The following is a 19,844-nucleotide window of genomic DNA, read 5'->3' as shown; positions in this document are numbered from 1 at the left end:
CCGTCACCTGCCGGGGGTCGGGGTGGGGGCGGTCTGGGGGGTGAAGGGCGGCGCGGCTGCCGGGGCGGGGGCCAGGGGGTCGCCCACCGGCGGCTGGGCCGGCGGGGCGGGGGGCGCCGCGGTGGGCGGCTGGGGCGGGACGGCGGGGAGGCCGGCGGCCGGGGTCACCGCCCCGGGGCCGAGGGGGTCGGAGAAGACGGCGGACTCCGGGGCGGGGCTGGGGACGCCGCGCACCGTGCCGCCGGGGCCGAGGAAGGCCGGGTCGCCGCCGGGGACCATGCCGAGCTCCCGGGCGCGGCGCTGGAGGGCGTCGGGGGACGAGTAGGCGTCGATGTCCCGCTGGAGGGACTGCTCCTCGTCGGTGAGGTTCTTGGTCTGTTTCTGGAGGTCGGCCAGTTTGAACGAGCCTTCGCTGAGGGCTGAGTTGAGGACCAGCAGCCCGATGAGGCCGCCGCCCAGGAGCAGGACGACGAGGAGCACGAACGGGGTGCGGGCCGCCCGGGCGCGGCCGGCCGGGAAGAGCCGGGCGAGCCGGGCCGCCCTCCCCTTGAGCTGGGGTTTCCTGCTCACCGCTCCCCCCGTGCCCGGGGGTGACCGGTCCCCGGGTGCGTGGCGGGAACCGGTTCCCGGTGCGTGGGGGGAACCCACCGACCCGTCTGGCTCACTCGACGTCCTCCCTGATGCGCTCGGCGCCCCGCAGTCTCGCCGGGGCGGCGCGGCGGTTCTCGGTGATCTCGTCCTCGGTGGGAAGTTCGGCACCACGGGTGAGCAGCTTGAGCCGCGGCTGGTAACGCTCGGGCACGACCGGCAGTCCGGGCGGCGCGGTGGACGCCGCTCCGGCCGCGAAGACGTGCTTGACGAGCCGGTCCTCGAGCGAGTGGTACGACAGCACGGCGATCCGCCCGCCCAGGTCCAGGGCCTTCACGGCGGCCGGGACCGCCCGCTCCAGGACGGCCAGTTCGCCGTTCACCTCGATGCGCAGCGCCTGGAAGGTGCGCTTGGCCGGGTTGCCGCCGGTGCGCTTGGCGGCCTGCGGCAGGGCGTCGCGGATCAGCGTCACGAGCCGGGCGCTGTTCGTGAACGGCTCCTTGTCCCGCTCGCGGACGATCGCGGAGACGATCCGCTTGGCCTGCTTCTCCTCGCCGTACGCGCGCAGGATGCGCACGAGGTCGCCCGCCGGGTAGGTGTTGAGGACCTCGGCGGCGCTGATGCCGGCCGTCTGGTCCATGCGCATGTCCAGGGGCGCGTCCTGGGCGTAGGCGAAGCCGCGGTCGGCCTCGTCGAGCTGCATGGAGGAGACCCCGAGGTCGAACAGCACGCCCTGGACGCGCGCGATGCGGAGCCGGTCCAGTACGTCGGGCAGTTCGTCGTACACGGCGTGCACGAGGGTGGCGCGGTCCCCGTACGGTGCGAGCCGCTCGCCGGACAGGCGCAGCGCCTCCTTGTCGCGGTCGAGGCCGATCAGCCGCGCCCCGGGGAACCGGGCCAGCAGCGCCTCGCTGTGGCCGCCGAGCCCGAGGGTGCAGTCGACGACCACCGCTCCCGGGTGTTCCAGGGCGGGCGCCAGCAGGTCCAGGCACCGCTGGAGCATCACCGGGACGTGTCGACTCTGGCTCAAGGGGGCCTCTCAGGATCCGGCGCGGCCGTACGCACCGCCGGGTCCCCGCCGGCTCGTGGAGGGGCGGCCTGCCGGCGCCGGAAGCGTCGGCCGGCCGGGAGCGGGAGGAGGCCGAGCCGTACGTACGCGCCCGCGCACGTGGGGGAGACGGTCCGGGCGTGTGCCGGGGTCTTCGGGTGTTTCACCAGCAGGGAGAGCCTCGCCTCCCGCTTCGCGCCACTTTAGTCCACCGTGTCTCACGGTCAACCAACCGGCCTGCGCGTCGTGCGCCGCGGCGGGGCGGGGGCCGCTGTTCCGACCTTTTCATCCGTCCGGTACGGGTCCGTCCCCCTGTGGGTTGGCTCACAACAAGCCGCGATGGCGTTCTTTGTCCCCTCTCACAGCAGGCCGGGACGCCACGTGACCAGTAACGTCTTCCTCATGACGACTTCCGCAGCAGTGCCCACTGGATCCGAAGACGCCATAACCGAGGGCGCCGACGTGACCGACCGCCTGGTGGCGGCCAACCAGCGGTATGCCGAGGCCTTCACGGACCCCGGCATGGACGCCCGTCCCGTGCTCCGTGTCGCCGTGGTCGCCTGTATGGACGCCCGGCTCGACCTGCACAAGGCGCTCGGCCTCCAGCTCGGAGACTGTCACACGATCCGCAACGCGGGCGGTGTGGTCACCGACGACGTCATCCGGTCCCTGACCATCAGCCAGCGCAAGCTGGGCACCCGCAGTGTGGTGCTGATCCACCACACCGGCTGCGGACTGGAGGCCCTCACCGAGGACTTCCGCACCGAGCTGGAGATGGAGATCGGCCAGCGGCCGGCCTGGGCGGTGGAGTCCTTCCGGGACGTGGACCAGGACGTGCGCCAGTCCATGCAGCGCGTGCGCACCTCGCCCTTCCTGCTGCACACCGACGACGTGCGCGGCTTCGTCTTCGACGTGCGCACCGGCCGGCTGCGCGAGGTCGACCCGGCCTGACCCGGCCTCACCCGGACACCGGCCGGCCGCCCCGGAACACATCTCGCCGCGCACGTATCGAAAATGTGGTCGAAAAAGGCCCTAAGGCCGACATCGTGCGGGCAGTTGTCCACAGGCGAGTGACACGAATCCGTAACGGCAGCAAGAATGCGGGATGTGACGTCACGCGGAACCTTTCCCGCGTGGTGTCCGTGTTTCGGGGTGGGCCGGTCGCGCATCGAGAGCGTCGGCCCGGAAAGTACGGGCCGAGGAGGGCCGGGTGTCGACCTATGACGATCCAGCGAGCCATGGGGGCGCCCCCGCCCGGGCGTATGCGGGGGCGGGGGATGATCTGACCGCCACCGTGGAGCGGGTGCGCGCCTCGGTGGAGAGCGTGATCGAGGGCAAGCCCGAGGTCGTACGGCTCGCGCTGACGGTGCTGCTGGCCGAGGGCCATCTGCTGCTCGAGGACGTTCCCGGCGTGGGCAAGACGATGCTCGCCAAGGCGCTGGCGCGGTCCATCGACTGCTCGGTGCGGCGCATCCAGTTCACGCCGGACCTGCTGCCCTCGGACATCACCGGAGTGTCCATCTGGGACCAGCAGCGCCGGGACTTCGAGTTCAAGCCGGGTGCCATCTTCGCGCAGATCGTGATCGGCGACGAGATCAACCGCGCCTCGCCCAAGACCCAGTCGGCGCTGCTGGAGTCCATGGAGGAGCGGCAGGTCACCATCGACGGGCAGACGTACGAACTGCCCAGCCCCTTCATGGTGGTGGCCACCCAGAACCCGGTCGAGATGGAGGGCACCTACCCGCTGCCCGAGGCGCAGCGCGACCGCTTCATGGCCCGTGTCTCCGTCGGCTACCCGAGCGTGGAGGCCGAGCTGCGGATGCTCGACGTGCACGGCGGGGTCAGCCCGCTGGAGGACCTGCGGCCGGTGGCGCACGCGCACGAGATCGTGAAGCTGACCGAGGCCGTGCGCGAGGTGCACGTCTCCGAGGCGGTCCGGCGGTACGCGGTCGAGCTGGTCGCCGCCACCCGCAACCACCCCGATCTCAGACTCGGGGCCTCCCCGCGCGCGACGCTGCACCTGCTGCGGGCCGCGAAGGCCTCCGCGGCCCTCGCCGGCCGGGAGTACGCGCTGCCGGACGACGTCCAGGCACTCGCCGTCGCCGTCCTCGCCCACCGCCTGCTGCCCACCGCCCAGGCCCAGCTGAACCGGCGTACGGCCGAGCAGGTGGTGCTGGAGATCCTCCAGCACACCTCGGTGCCCGCGGTGCCCGGTCAGCAGAGCGGCTTCGCCGGCCTGGGCCGGACCATCCCGGCCTATCCCCAGCAGCCGCCGCGGAGGCTCTGATGAACGCCGGGGGGGCTGTACCGGTCGACACCGGCAGCGGGGACGCGGGCGGGGTCCGTACGGCCCTGGCGGGGCTCACCACCCGCGGCCGCTCCTTCCTCGCGGCCGGGATGGCCGCCGCGGTCTGCGCCTACGTGCTGGGCCAGAGCGATCTGCTGCGGGTCGGGCTGCTGCTCGCCGTGCTCCCGCTGGTCTGCGCCACCGTGCTCCACCGCACGCGCCACCGGGTGGCCGCCGCCCGCCGGCTCTCCCCCGGGCGGGTGCCGGCCGGCACCGAGGCCCGGGTGCACCTGCGCATGGACAACGTCTCCCGGCTGCCCACCGGTCTCCTCATGCTCCAGGACCGGGTGCCGTACGTCCTCGGACCGCGGCCCCGGTTCGTGCTGGACCGGGTCGAGCCGGGCGGACGGCGCGAGGTGTCCTACCGGGTCCGCTCCGACCTGCGGGGCCGCTATCCGCTGGGCCCGCTCCAGCTGCGGCTCACCGACCCCTTCGGCATGTGCGAGCTGACCCGCTCCTTCTCCGCGTACGACACCCTGACGGTCGTCCCGCACGTGGACCCGCTGCCCCCGGTCCGCTTCAGCGGCGAGGCGCAGGGGTACGGCGACGGGCGGCAGCGCTCGCTGGCCCTGGCGGGCGAGGACGACGTGATCCCGCGCGGCTACCGCTACGGCGACGACCTGCGCCGGGTGCACTGGCGGTCCACCGCCCGCTACGGCGAGCTGATGGTGCGCCGCGAGGAGCAGCCCCGGCGCGCCCGGTGCACCGTGCTCCTGGACACCCGGGGCGGCGCCTACGAGGGCGCCGGACCGGACTCGGCCTTCGAATGGGCGGTCTCCGGTGCCGCCTCGGTGCTGGCGCACATGCTCGAACGCGGCTTCTCCGTGCGGCTGCTGACCGACAGCGGCAGCGCGGTGCCCGACCAGGGCGCCGACGGCTTCGCGGGCACGGGCCAGGAGACGGCGGACGCGGCCGGGCTGATGATGGACACCCTCGCCGTGCTCGACCACTCCGACGGCACCGGTCTGTCCCGGGCGTACGACGCGCTGCGCGGCGGCGACGACGGGCTGCTGGTCGCCTTCCTCGGCGACCTGGACGAGGAACAGGCCGCGACGGTCGCCCGGATGAGCCGGCGCAGCGGCGCCGTCGCCTTCGTACTGGACCCCGACACCTGGACCCGCGAGACGACCGACGTGCCCCGCCCGGGCGCGGCGCACGGGGAGCGGCTGCGGATGCTGCGCGAGGCGGGCTGGACGGCACTGAGCGTGCCACGCGGCGCCTCGCTGGACGGACTGTGGCGGCAGGCCGACCGGGAACGCTCGGGCCTGGCCGCCGTGAGCGGGGAGGCACGGGGATGAGCGGACGGGCACGGCTGGCGCTGAGCGCGGCGGCGGCCACGCTGCTGACCTCGTGCGCGCTGCTCCCCCTCGTCGACCAGCCGACCTGGCTGCTCGAACTGGTGCCGCTGCTGGCGGTGCAGACCGGGGTGGGCGCGGCGGCCCGGCGCGTGCCACTGGGCCGGCCGCTGACGGTGGTGGCGCAGGCGCTGGCCACCGTGCTGCTGCTCACCCTCGTGTTCGCCCGGCAGCACGCGTTCGCGGGGCTGGTCCCGGGCCCGGACACCTTCCGGTACTTCGCCGGCCTGTTCCGGCAGGGCTCGGACGACGTCAGCCGGTACGCGATACCGGCGCCGCTGCACGACGGCATCCGGCTGATGCTGATCGGCGGTGTGCTGCTGATCGGGCTGCTGGTGGACATGCTGGCGGTGACCTTCCGCAGCGCCGCGCCGGCCGGTCTGCCGCTGCTCGCGCTGTACTCGGTGGCCGCGGGCCTGTCCGAGGGCGGTGCCGACTGGCTGTGGTTCCTCGCGGCGGCGGCCGGCTATCTGATGCTGCTGCTCGCGGAGGGCCGGGACCGGCTCGCGCAGTGGGGCCGGGTCTTCGGCGGCCCGCCCCGCGCCCCGGGCGTCTTCGAGGGCGGGGCCCTCGCACCGGCGCGCACCGGACGCCGGATCGGCGCGGTCGCGCTCGGTGTGGCCCTGACGGTGCCGCTGGCCCTGCCCGCGATGCACGGCGGGCTGCTGGAGCGCGCCGGCCCGGGCGTGGGGCTGGGCGACGGCCCGGGAGCCGGCGGCTCCGCGGTCAGCCTGCTGGTGTCGCTGCGCGACAACCTGAACACCGATGACGACCGCCGGCTGCTGTCCCTGCGCACCGACACCGACGACATCTCCGACCTGTATCTGCGGATCGTGTCGCTGGACGACTTCGACGGCACCACGTGGAAGCCGGCCCAGCGGCACGTCGTCGGCGTGCCGGGCACCCTCCCGACCCCCGTCGGGCTCGGCGGCGACGTCAGGCGCGGCACGGTGCGCACGACCGTCACGGCGGCGGACACGTACGCCCAGGACTGGCTGCCGATGCCCTACCCGCCGAGCGGGGTGAAGATCGCCGGGCGGTGGCGGTACGAGCCGGTCGGCATGGCCCTGGTCGGCGACCACGGCCAGACCACACGCGGCCAGACCTACCAGGTGACCAGCCTGGCCGTGCGGCCGACCGCGCGGCAGCTGGCCTCCGCGCCGCAGCCGCCGGCGGCCCTGCGGCGCGAGTACACCAGCGTGCCGTCCGCGCTGCCCAAGGTGGTCGCCCGTACCGCCCGGAAGATCACCGCCGGCGCCGGCAGCCACTACGAGGAAGCCGTCAAGCTCCAGGACTACTTCGCCGTCACCGGAGGCTTCCAGTACGACACCCAGGTGGCGGTCGGGCGCGGCCCCGGGGCCATAGCGAACTTCCTGAAGAAGAAGCAGGGCTTCTGTATCCACTTCTCCTTCACCATGGCGGCGATGGCCCGCACCCTCGGCATCCCGGCCCGGGTCGCGGTCGGCTTCGCGCCCGGCACGCCGCAGGCCGACGGCACGGTCGCGGTGAACCAGAAGGACGCGCACGCCTGGCCCGAGCTGTACTTCGAGGGTGTGGGCTGGACCCGCTTCGAGCCGACCCCGACCCGCGGCACCACGCCGTCGTACACCCAGCCGGACACGCCCGGCACCTCGCTGCCGCAGGAGTCGCTGCCCTCCGGGAAGGCCTCCTCCGCCCCCTCGGCGGCGGCCTCGCCGAGCGCGAGCTGCGCCGGCGAGCTGCGCCGGCCGGTGCCCTGCGCCGGCGCGTCCGCGGCGGCGGCCACACATCCCGGGGACGACGGTCCCGACCCGTGGTGGTGGCTGCCGGCCGGGCTGGGCGGGCTGCTGGTACTGGTGGCGGCCTTGTCGCCGCTGCTGTGGCGGAGGCGGATGCGCGCACTGCGGCTGCGCGGGCACTCCCGGACGCCGGAGGGCGCGGCGGCGCACACCCTGGCCGCCTGGCAGGAGCTGACGGACAGCGCCTGGGACCACGGCATCAGGCCCGACGAGTCGTTGACCCCGCGCGGGGCCGCCGCCCGGGTCGTCCGGCTGGGGCACCTCGATCCGACGGCCGGAGCCGCCGTGCACCGGCTGGCGGACGCGGTGGAGCAGGTGCTGTACGCGCCCCGGCCGCACCCGGCCCCGGGTGCGGCTGAGGACGTGCGCCGGGCGACGGAGGCACTGCGGGCCACGGTGAGCACCGGGACGCGGCTGCGGGCGCTGCTCCTCCCCCGCTCGGCCGTCCGCGTGCTGTGGAACCTGTCGGCCCGCTGGTCCGCCCTGCGAACCCGGTCGCCCCTCCGCCCGAGGCTGCGCCGACCGTCGGGACAACGGGGCTGAGGGCACGGCCCGTCCGGCGGCCGGGCCGAGAGTACGGCGGCCGCCGGGGCGACGGGGTGAGCCCACATGGTCCCGGGCGCCCCTCAGCCCGAGGCAGCGGGCCGGCGGGGCGGCAGGCTGGCGGGGCGGCAGGCTGACGGGGCGGCAGGGCGGCGGGGCTCACACACGCGAGCCCGGACGGCGATCCGGGCGAGACGGCAACGGTTGTCGGCACAGTAAGGGCTCAGTGGGTGCGGACGGCAGCCCGGCCCGGACAGCAACCACCGTCGGCGCAGCAGGGTGAGCCCCCATGAGCCCGGGCCCTTCGCCCCAGGGTGCGCCGACCGTCGGGGCGGGGCTGAGCCCAGGGGCCCGGACTGCGGCCCGGCTCAGGCAGCCGGGGCCGTCGGCACAGCAGGGCTCAGTGGGTGCGGACGGCAGCCCGGCCCGGACAGCAACCGCCAGCCGGGGCCGTCGGGGCGACGGGGCCGAGGGCGCCGTGGTGTGGCGGCCGCCCGGGGTGCGCGCGCCGAGGGCGGGTCTGAGCGCACAGGGAGAGGAGCGGCCACCCGGTGGTGACCGCCCCTCTACGTCCGTCTGCTGTGGCCCGCGCCGCTGCCCGGCGGTCAGTGGCCCTGTTCGTCCCGGCGGCGCTGCCAGCGCTGCTCGATCCGGTCCATCACGGAGCGCTTCGGCCGTACCTGGCGGACGCCCGGGGGCTGCTCGCCCGGCTTGGGGGCCTTGCGCCAGCCGGTGACGGCGAGCACGGCACAGCCGAGCATGACGAGGAAACCCACCACGCTGATCCAGATCAGCTGGGCGACCATTCCGGCCATGAGGAGCGCGATACCGACGAGGAAACCCGCGACCGCCTGGTAGACCCGCCGCCGGGTGTACGTCCGCAACCCGTTTCCCTCAAGCGCTGACGCGAACTTCGGATCTTCGGCGTACAGCGCTCGCTCCATCTGCTCGAGCATGCGCTGCTCGTGCTCCGAGAGCGGCACGGAGTCCTCCTCATCGTGCAGTCGCCGGGGCGACCCGGGGGGTCCCTTCAGGATAGGCAGGGAATCGCCCCCGTGAAACCCGCCCCTCTACGCCAATTGGCCAACCGGAGTCCGTCATGGCTGTCCCGGCCCACTGAGGCTTGCATTCCCCGGCGGCCGACCCGTCATGCCGGGCGGTGTACCTCGATCATACGGCGCAAACCCCTCGTTCGGGGGGCTTGTGGCGTACTCCATCCGCCGCCCAGGGCCTGATCAGCGGCCGGTCACGGCGGTGCCGCTCAAGCCTGAGCGGCACCCGCGGTCTCACCGAGTACGTGCAACTGGGTGGCGACGGAGTGGAACGCGGGCAGCTCGGCCGCCGCGGCCTCCAGCTTCAGCAGTGCGTCCAGCGCGCCGGGCTCGGTGTCCACGAGGACGCCGGGCACGAGGTCGGCGAAGACGCGCACGCCGTGCACCGCGCCGATGCGCAGACCGGCGCCCTCCACCAGCCCGGTGAGCTGCTCGGCGGTGAAGCGGCGGGGCATCGGGTCGCCGGAGCCCCAGCGGCCGTCGGGGTCCTGGAGGGCCTGCCGGGCCTCGGTGAAGTGGCCGGCGAGGGCGCGGGCGAGCACGGCGCCGCCGAGGCCGGCGGCGAGCAGGCTGAGGACGCCCTCGGCGCGCAGCGCGGCGACCGCGTTGCGGACGCCCTCGGCCGGGTCGTCCACGTACTCCAGGACGCCGTGGCACAGAACGGCGTCGTAGCCGCCGCGCTCGACCACGTCGAACAGGCCGTGCACGTCGCCCTGGACGCCCCTGACCCGGTCGGCGACCTCGGCCTCGGCGGCGCGGCGCTCCAGCGCGAACAGCGCGTTGGGGCTGGGGTCGACCACGGTGACGCGGTGGCCGAGGCGGGCGAGGGGCACGGCGAACTTGCCGCTGCCGCCTCCGGTGTCGAGGACGTCCAGCGCGTCCCGGCCGGTGGCCTTGACCCGGCGGTCGAGGGCCTCCTGGAGGACGTCCCAGACGACGGCGGTACGGGCGGAGGCGCGGGGACGAGGAGGGTCGGAGGGCAGCGACGCGGTGTGCGGGTGATGGGGGGAGACGGGCGGGCGCATCGGGTCCGACACGGCAGTTGACTCCTCGGCAGGGCGAACGCTTCAGGCGACCTCCACCCTATTGCCTCCGCACCACCCCTGGTCACCGCACGAACCTCCGCCCCCAGGCGCCCCGCTCCGGGAGCCGGCCGGCGGGCCGTCCGGAGGGTCGCAGGGGCGGCCGGCGTCCCGGCTTGAGGTCCGGGCCCGGTCCGGTGGGCACCGTGGGTCAGCCCGTCGGTCAGCCCGTGGGCGGGAGGCCGCCCGCTCTTCCGGGGGCGTCCGGACGGGCCGGGTCGCCGGGGCCGGTGCCGGCGTCTCCGCGTGGTGCGGGCAGGACCGGCTGGAGGACCAGCATCCGCTCCACTATGCGGAGGAACATCGCGACGTCCCGTACGAGGTCGTCGGCGTCCCGCTGGCCGGCTGCGCCCTGGATGCCCGCCTCGGCGCGGGCGCGGCGCGCGGCGCCGGAGGCGAACAGCGCGCTCCACTCGGTCAGCTCGGGCGCGACCTCGGGGAGCACTTCCCAGGCGGGGCGGATGCGGGCCCGGCGGCGCGAGGAGGTCTCGGGGCGGCCCCGGGCGGCGAGCACGGCCGCGGCGGTGCGCAGTGCGGCGAGGTGGGCCGTCGCGTACCGCTCGTTCGGTGTGTCGAGGACGGTGGCCTCGTCCAGTCCGGCACGGGCCTGGGCGAGCAGGTCTAAAGCGGCGGGCGGAGCCGTGGCCCGGCGGAGCACGGGGTGCACGTCGCTCGCCGGGCCGGTCAGTGAGGGGGCAGGGCCGGCGGCGCGGCGCCGGCGGGCGGCGGCTGCGGACGGGTGGGCCATGACGAACCTCCTGTCGTCTGGGTGACGGCACGTATGCCGTATGTACCCATCGTGAGGCTTGCCACTGACAATCCGTTCTGACCTGCGCTTTTGCCTCGACCGTAAGTTCGGGCGTATTTTTGCACTGACCAGTCAGTTCAATTTCATGGGGCAGGGGGGCGCGTGGAGGGCACGGACAGCACGGCCGGTGCTGACATCAGGGCCGGGGGCCTCGGGCTCAAGGGGCCGCGGGGGTGGGCCTTCCGCGACATCAGCGTCGACGCGGAGCCCGGCTCGCTGGTCGCGATCGAGGGACCGTCCGGCTCCGGCCGCACGTGTCTGCTCCTCGCACTCACGGGACGGATGAAGCCCACTGAAGGAGTGGCCGCCGTCGGCGGTCTCAAACTTCCCCGGCACATGGCGGCCCTGCGCCGCGTCAGCGCGGTGGCCAACGTGGCCGGTGTGACGGATCCGGAACCCGCCCTGACCGTCGGGGAGCATCTGCGGGAGCGGTCCCTGCTCCAGCGCCGCTTCGGCGACTCCCTGCGCGAGCTGCTGAACCCCCGGGCCCGCCGCGCGCACGAGGCGCGGCTGCGCGTGGACGCGGCCCTGGCCGCCGCCGGACTCGACCTGGAGAGCCTGCCCAAGGGTTCCCGCACGGCCGTCCGCGACCTGGAACGGCTGCAGGAGCTGCGCCTGTCCGTCGCCCTGGCCCTGATCGGCCGGCCCCGGCTGCTCGGCGTGGACGACGTGGACATGAAGCTCTCGGACGCCGAGCGCGCCGAGGTGTGGGACCTGCTGCGGTCGCTCACACGCGCGGGGACGACGGTCCTGGCGGTGTGCCGCACCGCTCCCGGGGACTGCGTGTCCGTCTCCACCCTGCGCGACGAAACCGGCGAGAAGACGACCGGCTCCACGGAGGGCGACGAGACCGGATCCGCGGAGAGCGACGCGACCGGCTCCACGGAGGGCGACGAGACCGGCTTCGCGGAGAGCGACGCGACCGGCACCGCGCAGAGCGACGCGACCGGCACCGCCACCGACAATGCGACCGGCTCCGGCACAGGCGACGACGACAGCGACGCCGGGACCGGCCGCGGCAGCGACCCGCAGGACGGACCTGAGGACGCGAAGGAGGAGAGCGATGCGCTCACCCAGGCTCGCCGCGCTTGAGCTGAGGCGGTTCGGGCGCGGGAAGCTGCCGCGCGCCGCCCTGGTCGCGCTGCTCGTGCTGCCCCTGCTCTACGGCGCGCTCTACCTGTGGTCCTTCTGGGATCCGTACGGCCGTCTGGACCGCATCCCGGTGGCCCTGGTGAACGACGACAAGGGCGCCACGGCGGGCGGGAAGAAGATCACCGCCGGTGACGACATCGTCGGCGGACTGCGCGACAGCCGGACCTTCGAGTGGCACGAGGTGAGCGCCGAGGAGGCCCACGCGGGTGTCGAGGACGGCACCTACTACCTGTCGCTGACCATGCCCGCCGACTTCAGCCGGCGCATCGCCTCCAGTTCGGGCGACTCCCCGGCGACCGGCGCCCTCCAGGTGCGCACCAACGACGCGAACAACTACATCGTCGGCCAGATCTCCCGCACGGTCTTCAACGAGGTGCGCTCGGCGGCGTCCAAGAAGGCCTCCCGGGGCTTCCTCGACAAGATCTTCGTCTCCTTCTCCGACATCCACGACAAGACCGTCACGGCCGCCAAGGGCGCCGACAGGCTGAACACCGGCCTCGGAAAGGCGGAGAAGGGCTCCAGGGAGCTCGCCGACGGGCTGGGGACCGCCAAGGACGGCAGCGGCAGGCTGGCCAAGGGCCTGAAGAAGCTCGACACGGGCTCCGGCGACCTTCAGGACGGGTCGCGGCAGGTCGCCGACGGCACCCGGCAGCTCGCCGACCGGGTCGACGGGGTCTATGCCGAGGCGGGACCGTTCCTGAAGAGCAACGAGAAGACCATCGGCGACACGGCTCGGCTGGTCTCCGACTCGGCCAGGACGGTCAAGGACAACCTCGACGTCCTGGTGAAGCTCGCGCCGGGCGCCGCCAGGACCGCCCACGCGTCCTCGGCCGTCATCGACGGGATCTACCGGGCGCGCTGCGAGAAGGCACCCGTCCCCGACCCGGCCTGCCCCGACCTGAAGCGGGCCGAGCGGGCCGCCGCCGAGGTGGCCACCGTCGCCGACGACCTCAACACGCTCATCGCCGACCAGGACGGCGACCTGAAGACGATGCGGGCCAACCTCGGCACGCTCCAGAAGCAGGCCGACGCCCTCGCCGCGCGCGCTCCGCACCTCTCCGAGGACGTCGAGGACGCCGTCAAGAAGATCAACAAGCTGAACACCGGCGCGCAGCAGGTCGCCGCCGGGGCCGAGAAGCTGCACACCGCGCTCGGCACCGCGCACACCGGCGCCGACAAGCTCGACCAGGGCATCGGAACGGCGAAGTCCGGCGCCGAGACCCTGAACGCCGGCCTGTACAAGCTCTCCGACGGCTCCGGCAAGCTGGCCGGCGGGCTGCACTCCGGCGCGAAGAAGATCCCGGACTACGACAAGCGGGACCGCGACCGGCGCACCGGCGTGATGGCCGACCCGGTCCAGCTGGCCTCCCACGACCTGCACCAGGCGCCGAACTACGGCACCGGGTTCGCCCCGTACTTCATTCCGCTGTCCCTGTGGGTCGGCGCGATGGTGGCCTACATGCTGATCGCGCCGCTCAACCGGCGGGCCCTCGCGGCGGGCTCGTCCCCCTGGCGGATCGCGCTCGCGGGCTGGCTGCCCGTGGTCGCCGTAGGGGTGCTCCAGGTGGCCGCGCTGATGGCCGTGCTGCACTGGGCGATCGGTCTCCAGATGCTCCGGGCCGTCGGCACGATCGGTTTCCTGTGCCTGGTCACGGCCTGCTTCGCGGCGATCGTGCAGTGGCTGAACGCCCAGTTCGGCGCGGCGGGCCGGATCCTGGTCCTCGCGCTGCTGATGCTCCAGCTGACCTCGGCGGGCGGCACCTATCCGGTGCAGACCAGCCCGGGCTTCTTCAACGCGATCCACCCGTTCCTGCCGATGAGCTACATCGTGGAGGCGCTGCGCCGGCTGATCACGGGCGGCGGGCTGGGGCCGGTGTGGCAGGCGTGCGCCGTGCTGACCGCGTTCACCGCGGGCGCCCTCGCGCTGACCGCCCTCGCGGCCCGGCGCCGCCAGGTGTGGACGCTGGACCGGCTGCACCCGGAGCTGAGCCTGTGATCCCCGGGAAGTGCCCGCACGCGCGCGTACCTGTGAGAATCGGGGCCATGGAAAGCAGCAGCGCCAGGTCCGGCGGCAGCCCGCGCCGCGAGGCCACCCGCCAGAAGCTCTACGAGGCGGCCGTCACCCTCATCGCCGAGCAGGGGTTCTCCGCGACCACGGTGGACGAGATCGCCGAGCGGGCCGGGGTCGCGAAGGGCACGGTCTACTACAACTTCGCGAGCAAGTCCGTCCTCTTCGAGGAGCTGCTGAGGCACGGCGTGGGCCTGCTCACCGCCTCGCTGAAGGAGGCGGCCGAGCGGACCGCGGCCGAGGGCGGCGGCAAGGTGGACGCGCTGGACGCGATGATCCGCGCGGGCCTGGTCTTCATCGACCGCTACCCGGCCTTCACCCAGCTGTACGTCGCCGAGCTGTGGCGCACCAACCGGGCCTGGCAGTCCACCCTGATGGTGGTGCGGCAGGAGGCCGTCGCGGTGGTGGAGGGCGTGCTGCGCGACGGCGTGGCGGCCGGGGAGTTCAGCGAGGAGATCGACGTGCAGCTGACCGCGGCGGCGCTCGTCGGCATGGTGCTGGTGGCCGCGCTGGACTGGCAGTCCTTCCAGCCGGAGCGTTCCCTGGACGACGTCCACGCGGCCCTGTCCCGGCTGCTCCAGGGCCGGGTCAGCGGCAGGGTCTGAGCCCTGCGGCAGCACATCCGGGCGCACGAGGAAGGCGCCGGTCCGTCTGCGGACCGGCGCCTTCCCCTTCCCCCGTGCTCCCCCGTGTCTCCCCCGTACTTCCTTTCCGGACCCCCCGTACGGTGCCCCGTACGGTGCCCCGTACGGTTCCCCGTGCGGACCCCCCGTGGTGGTCTTTCCCCGGGACCCCGTGTCTCGCTCCCGCCGACGGATCGGCGGAAGGAGCGGCGGCGGGCGTGCACCGTTCCGCCGCCCCGTGCCGGCGGTGCCGGGTCACGCCCCCTGCCGTGGGCACCACTCTCCCTTCTCCGGGGCCGGCATCCCATCCGCGCGCATACTCATCCGCAAGTCTGAGTACATGTTCTCAGCCGTCCGTGCACGGGCCCACGACACCCGCCCGCCGCCTGGCTACGATCGCCTCCGTGTCCGTACTCCCTCTGGTCTTCACGAGCGGCTGGGCCAGCGGCATCAACGCCTACGCGGTGGTGCTGCTGCTCGGCCTGTTCGGCGCGACGGGACTGAGCGACGACGTCCCGCAGACCCTTCAGAGCCCCCAGGTGCTGGTCCTCGCGGGCGTGCTGTTCCTGTGCGAGGCCGTCGCGGACAAGATCCCGTACGTCGACTCGGTGTGGGACTCCGTGCACACGGTGATCAGGCCGGCCGCCGGCGCGTGGGTCGGGGCGCTGCTCGCCGGCCACAGCGGTTCGCTCCCGGACGTGGCGGCCGGCCTGATCGGCGGGTCGACGGCGCTGGCCAGCCACGCCGTCAAGGCCGGGACGAGGATGGCGGTCAACACCTCACCCGAGCCGTTCAGCAACGTCGTGCTGAGCCTCGCCGAGGACCTCGGGGTCGGCGGCGTCGTCGCGTTCGCGATGTTCCACCCCGAGGCGGCGGCGGTCGTCGCCGCCGTCCTGCTGGCCGGCGGGCTGCTGCTCCTGGTGTTCCTCGTCTCCCGCATCCGGAGCTTCCTGCGCCGCCGGACCCGGCGGCGCGAGGAGCGGCGGCCGGCGACGCGGGCCCCCTGACCGGTGCCGCGGCCGCCCGCCGGACGGATTGTCGGTGGCCCTCGGTACAGTCGCAGGCATGGCACGGATTGCGGTGATCGGCGCCGGGATGGGCGCGATGGCGGCTGCCGCCCGGCTGGCCGTCGCGGGCCACCGGGTGACGGTGTACGAACGGACGGAGACGTACGGCGGCGCGGTGCGCCGGTTCGAGCGGGACGGATTCCGCTTCGACACGGGCCCGGGACTGCTGACGCTGCCCGCCGTGTACCGCGATCTGTTCGTCAAGACCGGCAAGGAGCCGCTGGAGGACTGCGTCGAGCTGGTCCAGGTGGACCCGTCGGCCCGGCATGTCTTCGCGGACGGCACCGCGGTGTCCCTGCCGAACGCCTCGCGCGCGGGTGTCGTCGCCGCGCTGGACGAGGCGCTGGGCGAAGGGGCGGGCCGGCGCTGGGGCGACTTCCTGGTGCGGGCCCGCGAGGCCTGGGACCGCACGCGCCGGCCGCTGCTGGAGGAGCCGCTGTGGCCCGACTGGCAGGTGCTGGCCGGGAAGGAGCCTTATCCGGCGGTGCCGCACAAGCGGCTGCTGCGCACCCGGACGGCACGCACGGCGGCCGACATCGGCCGGTGGGAGCTGCGCGACGAGCGCCTGGCGGACCTCCTGGACAGTGAGGTGCTCGCGTACGGCCTGGACCCCCGCACCGTCCCGGCGAGCGCGGCCGTGCTGCCGTACATGGAGCACGCCTTCGGCACCTGGTACGTGCGCGGCGGCATCCGGGAGCTGGCCCGCGCGGTGTACGAGCGGTGTGTGCGGCGGCGGGTGGAGTTCGCCTTCGGCGCCGAGGTGACCCGGATCGTGGAGAAGGACGGCCGGGCCGCGGGGGTGGAGCTGGCGGACGGCACGGTGGCCGACGCCGGCCATGTCGTGGCGGACGTGGACCCGGCGCGGCTGCGGGCCCTGACGGAGCGTGAGCTGGACACCGCCGGTGACGTGGGGGCCGAGCCCCTCGCCGCCCCGTTCGCCCGGTTCACCCTGCTGCTCGCCCTGCGCGGCGCGCCGGAGCCCGAGGCCGTGCACCGCACGGTCGTCCACCCGGTGGCCCCCGAGTCGGAGCTGGACTTCCTGGTCTCGCCGGGCGGTGACGTGCCCCCGCCGCCCACGGTGACCGTGCTGCGCCCCGACGACCCCGCGCTCCGGCCCGACGACGGGCACGAGTCGGTGGTGCTGTCCGCCGTGGTGTCGCCCGAGGCCCTCTGGGCGGAGGAGGCCACGGTGCGGCGGTACACCGAGCTGCTCCTCGAAGCCGCCGGGCGCGTGATACCCGGCCTGCGGGAGCGCCTGCTGTGGCACGAGGTCCGCGTGCCCGGACACGTCGAGGACGAGACGGGCGCCCCCTCCGGTGCCGTGCCCGCGCCCGCGCTCGCCGCCGGCCAGGGGCGTTTCCTGCGCCCGGGGAACACCACGCGCCTGCCCGGCCTCTACCGGGTCGGCGGCTGGTCCCACCCGGGCGGCGGCCTCCCGCACGCCGGCATGTCGGGCGCGCTGGTGGCCGGGCTGATCGTGGAGGGCCCGGGGTTCCGCGGCTCGCAGTGACCGGCCCGCCGCCGAACGGGCCCGCCGCCGCTCCCGGCCCCGTCCCTCAGAAGCGGTACTGCTCGTCGTACCCGGCGCCGGGCTGCGGCTGCTGGGCGCCCGCCTGGTGCGGGTAGGGCTGCTCCTGCGGGAGTTCGCCGCCGTACGTGTCGTCGGTGCGCTGCTGCGGCACCCACACCCCGTTGGCCGGGGGCTCGCCGTAGCCGCCGCCGGCGTACGGGTCCTGGGCGTAGTCCTGCTGGCCGTACTGCTGGGAGTAGTCGGTGCCGTAGGAGGTGTCGCCGTAGGGCTGGCTGCCGATGTACGGGTCGGAGTAGTTGGCGTAGGCCTGCTGGCCCGCGCCGTCGTAGCCGTAGCCCTGCTGGCCGTAGCCGGAGTAGTCGTAGGCGTAGTCCTGCTGCGCCGCGCCCTGGGGCTGGGCGGTCTCGGCGTAGGCGGGGCCGCCGTAGACGCCGTAGTTGCCGGTGTCGTCGGGGAGGGGCTGCGGCGCGTACACGTCGCCGGTCCCGGCGGCGGTGGGCTCGGCCGGCCGGGAGGCGGGCGGGGTGAAGACGTCGTCACGGTCGTAGTCGTCGTAGTCACCGGACGCCTGGGCCTGGCTGCCATAACCGTCATGGGCACCGTGGTCGGCGTCCCGGTCGTCGGCGGTGCCGGCGAACCGCGTGCCGGTGTCGTGCGTGTCCGGTTCACGCCGGTCCGCCCGGCCGCGGCGGCGCTTGCTGCCGCCGTCGGTCTCCGGGCCGGGGCGCTTGACCGCCCAGCCGGCGGCGAAGCCGCGGCGGAACGACAGCGTGACGTAAGTCTGGCCGACCGCGAAGGCGATCGCGCCCAGTCCGATCACGACGACGGAGGGGATCAGCACACCGAGCACGACACCGACGAAGCCGGCGAAGGCGAGCAGCCGCCAGCGCAGGCGCGCCTTGTACTGCAGCAGTACCTCACCGAGCAGCCACAGCGCGACGCCGCCGAACGCGATGTAGAGGACCGTCCAGCCCATGTACGCCCCTCTCCCAGTGGCTCCGCAGTGTGTCGTATCGCGGTGCGGCCGGTCTAGGCCTGCGGGGGGTGGTGCAGGCCCAGGTTCTCGTAGATTTCCAGGGTCGCCGTGGAGTTGTTGAGCGTGATGAAGTGCAGTCCGGGCACTCCCTCGGCCAGCAGCCGAGCGCAGAACTCCGTGGCGAACTCGATACCGATGGAGCGTACCGCCGCCGGATCGTCCTTCGCTGTGAGGATCCGCTCTTTCAGGGCATCCGGGAAGCGGGCGTTGCTGAGCTTCGGCAACCGTTCCAGCATCTTCACACTGGTGACCGGCAGGATCTCGGGGATGACGGGGGTGTCGCAGGCCGCCGCCGCCACCCGGTCACGCAGCCGCAGATAGGACTCCGGCCGGAAGAACATCTGTGTGATGGCGTAGTCGGCACCCGCGCGGCACTTGTCAACGAAGTGCGCGACGTCGGTGTCCCAGTCCGCGGAGCGCGGATGCATCTCCGGGAACGCGGCGACGCCCACGCAGAAGTCGCCCGACTCCTTGATGAGCCGGACGAGTTCGGCGGCGTAGGTCAGGCCCCGGGGGTGCGGCACCCACTCGCCCATGGGATCGCCGGGCGGGTCGCCGCGCACGGCGAGCATGTTGCGGATGCCGGCGTCCGCGTACTGGCCGATGATGTTGCGCAGTTCGGCGATGGAGTGGTCGACCGCGGTGAGGTGGGCGACCGGGGTCAGCGTCGTGTCGGCGACGATCTGCTGGGTCTCCTTGACCGTGCCCGCGCGGGTGGAGCCGCCGGCGCCGTAGGTCACGGAGACGAAGTCGGGAGCGACCGCCTCGACCCGCCGCAGCGCGCTCCACAGGTTCCGCTCGCCCTTGGGGGTTTTCGGCGCCGAGAACTCGAACGAGTAGACCGTCTTGCCGGTGGCGAGCATGTCACGCACGGTACGTGCGCGATCAGTCCTGGTGGACGCGGTTCCGAGGGCCATACCCGCAGGTTAACCAGGGGTGGGCGGTCCCCCAACCGGTCAGGGGATATTCGCCTGAATTATCTGCTTTCTGTCCAGCAGGTGGACAGCGGACGCCGGCCGGGACCGGCCGGCCGCCACCGGACCCCGCGCCACCGGACCCCGCGCCACCGGGTCTCGCCCTACCGGGTCTCGCGCAGCCGCTTCGCGAACTCGGCCGCCGCGGCGCCCGGGTCGCCGGCCTCGGTGAGGGCCCGGACCACGACGACCCGGCGGGCGCCCGCGTCCAGCACCTCGTCCAGGTTGCCGAGGTCGATGCCGCCGATGGCGAACCAGGGGCGGTCGGTGCCGAGGGCCGCCGTGTGGCGGACCAGGTCGAGGCCGGGGGCGTGCCGGCCGGGCTTGGTGGGGGTGGGCCAGCAGGGGCCGGTGCAGAAGTAGTCCACGCCCTGCTGGGCGGCGGCAGCGGTGGCCTCGGCCCCGGAGTGCGTGGAGCGGCCGATCAGCACGTCGTCGCCGAGGATGGCGCGGGCGGCCGGGACCGGCAGGTCGCCCTGCCCGAGGTGCAGCACGTCGGCGCGGGCGGCGTGGGCGACGTCCGCGCGGTCGTTGACCGCGAGGAGCTTGCCGTGCCGGGCGCAGGCGTCGGCGAGCACCCGGAGGTGTTCCAGCTCCTCGGCCGCCTCCATGCCCTTGTCGCGCAGCTGCACGATGTCGACACCGCCGGCCAGCACCGCGTCCAGGAACTCCGGCAGGTCGCCCTGGCGCTTACGGGCGTCCGTGCACAGGTACAGCCGGGCGTCGGCGAGCGCGGCGCGGGCGGTGTCGGACATGCGTGGGTCCCCCCGTGGTCGGTGTGTCTGACGGTGC

Annotated in this window: 17 protein-coding genes; 9 read left to right on the top strand and 8 right to left on the bottom strand. The window is 74.1% G+C overall.

Annotated features, from left to right (window positions below; translation table 11 throughout):
* Positions 1–3: 3 nt before the first annotated feature.
* Positions 4–570: a septum formation initiator family protein gene (locus ABZ117_RS14775; protein ID WP_356820728.1), complete on the bottom strand. Its 567-nt coding sequence runs from the start codon at positions 568–570 to the stop codon at positions 4–6.
* Positions 571–661: 91 nt separating this feature from the next.
* The gene (gene rsmH / locus ABZ117_RS14770) at positions 662–1,618 is read right to left on the bottom strand and encodes a 16S rRNA (cytosine(1402)-N(4))-methyltransferase RsmH (RefSeq protein WP_356820726.1); all 957 of its coding nucleotides are present in this window, start codon (positions 1,616–1,618) and stop codon (positions 662–664) included.
* A gap of 420 nt (positions 1,619–2,038) precedes the next feature.
* Here rsmH and ABZ117_RS14765 point away from each other — a divergent pair, with 420 nt between their 5' ends.
* The 4 genes from ABZ117_RS14765 to ABZ117_RS14750 all read left to right on the top strand — a co-directional run bounded on the left by ABZ117_RS14765 (position 2,039) and on the right by ABZ117_RS14750 (position 7,659).
* Positions 2,039–2,587 (top strand): carbonic anhydrase, encoded by a 549-nt coding sequence (locus tag ABZ117_RS14765; RefSeq protein WP_356820724.1) that lies wholly within the window; start codon positions 2,039–2,041, stop codon positions 2,585–2,587.
* A gap of 331 nt (positions 2,588–2,918) precedes the next feature.
* Complete coding sequence (locus ABZ117_RS14760; protein ID WP_356820982.1) at positions 2,919–3,923, top strand: AAA family ATPase; 1,005 nt, start codon at positions 2,919–2,921, stop codon at positions 3,921–3,923.
* Entirely contained in the window at positions 3,923–5,281 is a 1,359-nt protein-coding gene (locus ABZ117_RS14755) for a DUF58 domain-containing protein (RefSeq protein WP_356820722.1), read from the top strand. Before ABZ117_RS14760 ends, ABZ117_RS14755 begins: the two co-directional genes overlap by 1 nt.
* Positions 5,278–7,659: a DUF3488 and transglutaminase-like domain-containing protein gene (locus ABZ117_RS14750; protein WP_356820720.1), complete on the top strand. Its 2,382-nt coding sequence runs from the start codon at positions 5,278–5,280 to the stop codon at positions 7,657–7,659. The genes ABZ117_RS14755 and ABZ117_RS14750 overlap by 4 nt, the downstream gene beginning before the upstream one ends.
* Before the next feature lie 605 nt (positions 7,660–8,264).
* Here ABZ117_RS14750 and ABZ117_RS14745 read toward each other — a convergent pair.
* The 3 genes from ABZ117_RS14745 to ABZ117_RS14735 form a co-directional block, all read right to left on the bottom strand.
* A complete protein-coding gene (locus ABZ117_RS14745) occupies positions 8,265–8,642 on the bottom strand; it encodes a DUF3040 domain-containing protein (RefSeq protein ID WP_356820718.1) in 378 nt (125 codons plus the stop codon).
* Between the two features lie 278 nt (positions 8,643–8,920).
* Positions 8,921–9,748 (bottom strand): methyltransferase, encoded by an 828-nt coding sequence (locus tag ABZ117_RS14740; protein ID WP_356820716.1) that lies wholly within the window; start codon positions 9,746–9,748, stop codon positions 8,921–8,923.
* A gap of 208 nt (positions 9,749–9,956) precedes the next feature.
* A complete protein-coding gene (locus tag ABZ117_RS14735; RefSeq protein ID WP_356820714.1) occupies positions 9,957–10,541 on the bottom strand; it encodes an SAV_6107 family HEPN domain-containing protein in 585 nt (194 codons plus the stop codon).
* 162 nt (positions 10,542–10,703) lie between these two features.
* On the opposite strand from ABZ117_RS14735, the gene ABZ117_RS14730 reads away from it, so the two are divergent.
* The 5 genes from ABZ117_RS14730 to ABZ117_RS14710 all read left to right on the top strand — a co-directional run bounded on the left by ABZ117_RS14730 (position 10,704) and on the right by ABZ117_RS14710 (position 17,021).
* Positions 10,704–11,693, top strand: coding sequence for an ATP-binding cassette domain-containing protein (locus ABZ117_RS14730; protein ID WP_356820712.1), 990 nt, complete (start codon positions 10,704–10,706; stop codon positions 11,691–11,693).
* Entirely contained in the window at positions 11,665–13,749 is a 2,085-nt protein-coding gene (locus tag ABZ117_RS14725) for a YhgE/Pip domain-containing protein (protein ID WP_356820710.1), read from the top strand. The genes ABZ117_RS14730 and ABZ117_RS14725 overlap by 29 nt, the downstream gene beginning before the upstream one ends.
* Before the next feature lie 47 nt (positions 13,750–13,796).
* Positions 13,797–14,426 carry a TetR/AcrR family transcriptional regulator gene (locus ABZ117_RS14720; RefSeq protein ID WP_356820709.1) on the top strand — a complete coding sequence of 210 codons (630 nt, stop codon included), beginning with the start codon at positions 13,797–13,799 and terminating at the stop codon, positions 14,424–14,426.
* Positions 14,427–14,848: 422 nt separating this feature from the next.
* A complete protein-coding gene (locus tag ABZ117_RS14715) occupies positions 14,849–15,451 on the top strand; it encodes a DUF4126 domain-containing protein (RefSeq protein WP_356820707.1) in 603 nt (200 codons plus the stop codon).
* Positions 15,452–15,509: 58 nt separating this feature from the next.
* Entirely contained in the window at positions 15,510–17,021 is a 1,512-nt protein-coding gene (locus ABZ117_RS14710; RefSeq protein ID WP_356820705.1) for an NAD(P)/FAD-dependent oxidoreductase, read from the top strand.
* Between the two features lie 46 nt (positions 17,022–17,067).
* Here ABZ117_RS14710 and ABZ117_RS14705 read toward each other — a convergent pair whose 3' ends face one another.
* From ABZ117_RS14705 to thiE, 3 genes are all read right to left on the bottom strand, one after another.
* Positions 17,068–18,018, bottom strand: coding sequence for a hypothetical protein (locus tag ABZ117_RS14705; protein ID WP_356820704.1), 951 nt, complete (start codon positions 18,016–18,018; stop codon positions 17,068–17,070).
* Between the two features lie 53 nt (positions 18,019–18,071).
* A complete protein-coding gene (metF, locus tag ABZ117_RS14700) occupies positions 18,072–18,995 on the bottom strand; it encodes a methylenetetrahydrofolate reductase [NAD(P)H] (RefSeq protein WP_356820702.1) in 924 nt (307 codons plus the stop codon).
* Between the two features lie 161 nt (positions 18,996–19,156).
* Positions 19,157–19,807 carry a thiamine phosphate synthase gene (gene thiE, locus ABZ117_RS14695; RefSeq protein WP_356820700.1) on the bottom strand — a complete coding sequence of 217 codons (651 nt, stop codon included), beginning with the start codon at positions 19,805–19,807 and terminating at the stop codon, positions 19,157–19,159.
* Positions 19,808–19,844: the final 37 nt, after the last annotated feature.

It is taken from the genome of Streptomyces sp. NPDC006309 (genome assembly GCF_040613095.1).
GTDB lineage: Bacteria > Actinomycetota > Actinomycetes > Streptomycetales > Streptomycetaceae > Streptomyces.
Note: the sequence above shows the minus strand (reverse complement) of the source record. Positions and strands in the feature narration are given on the sequence as shown.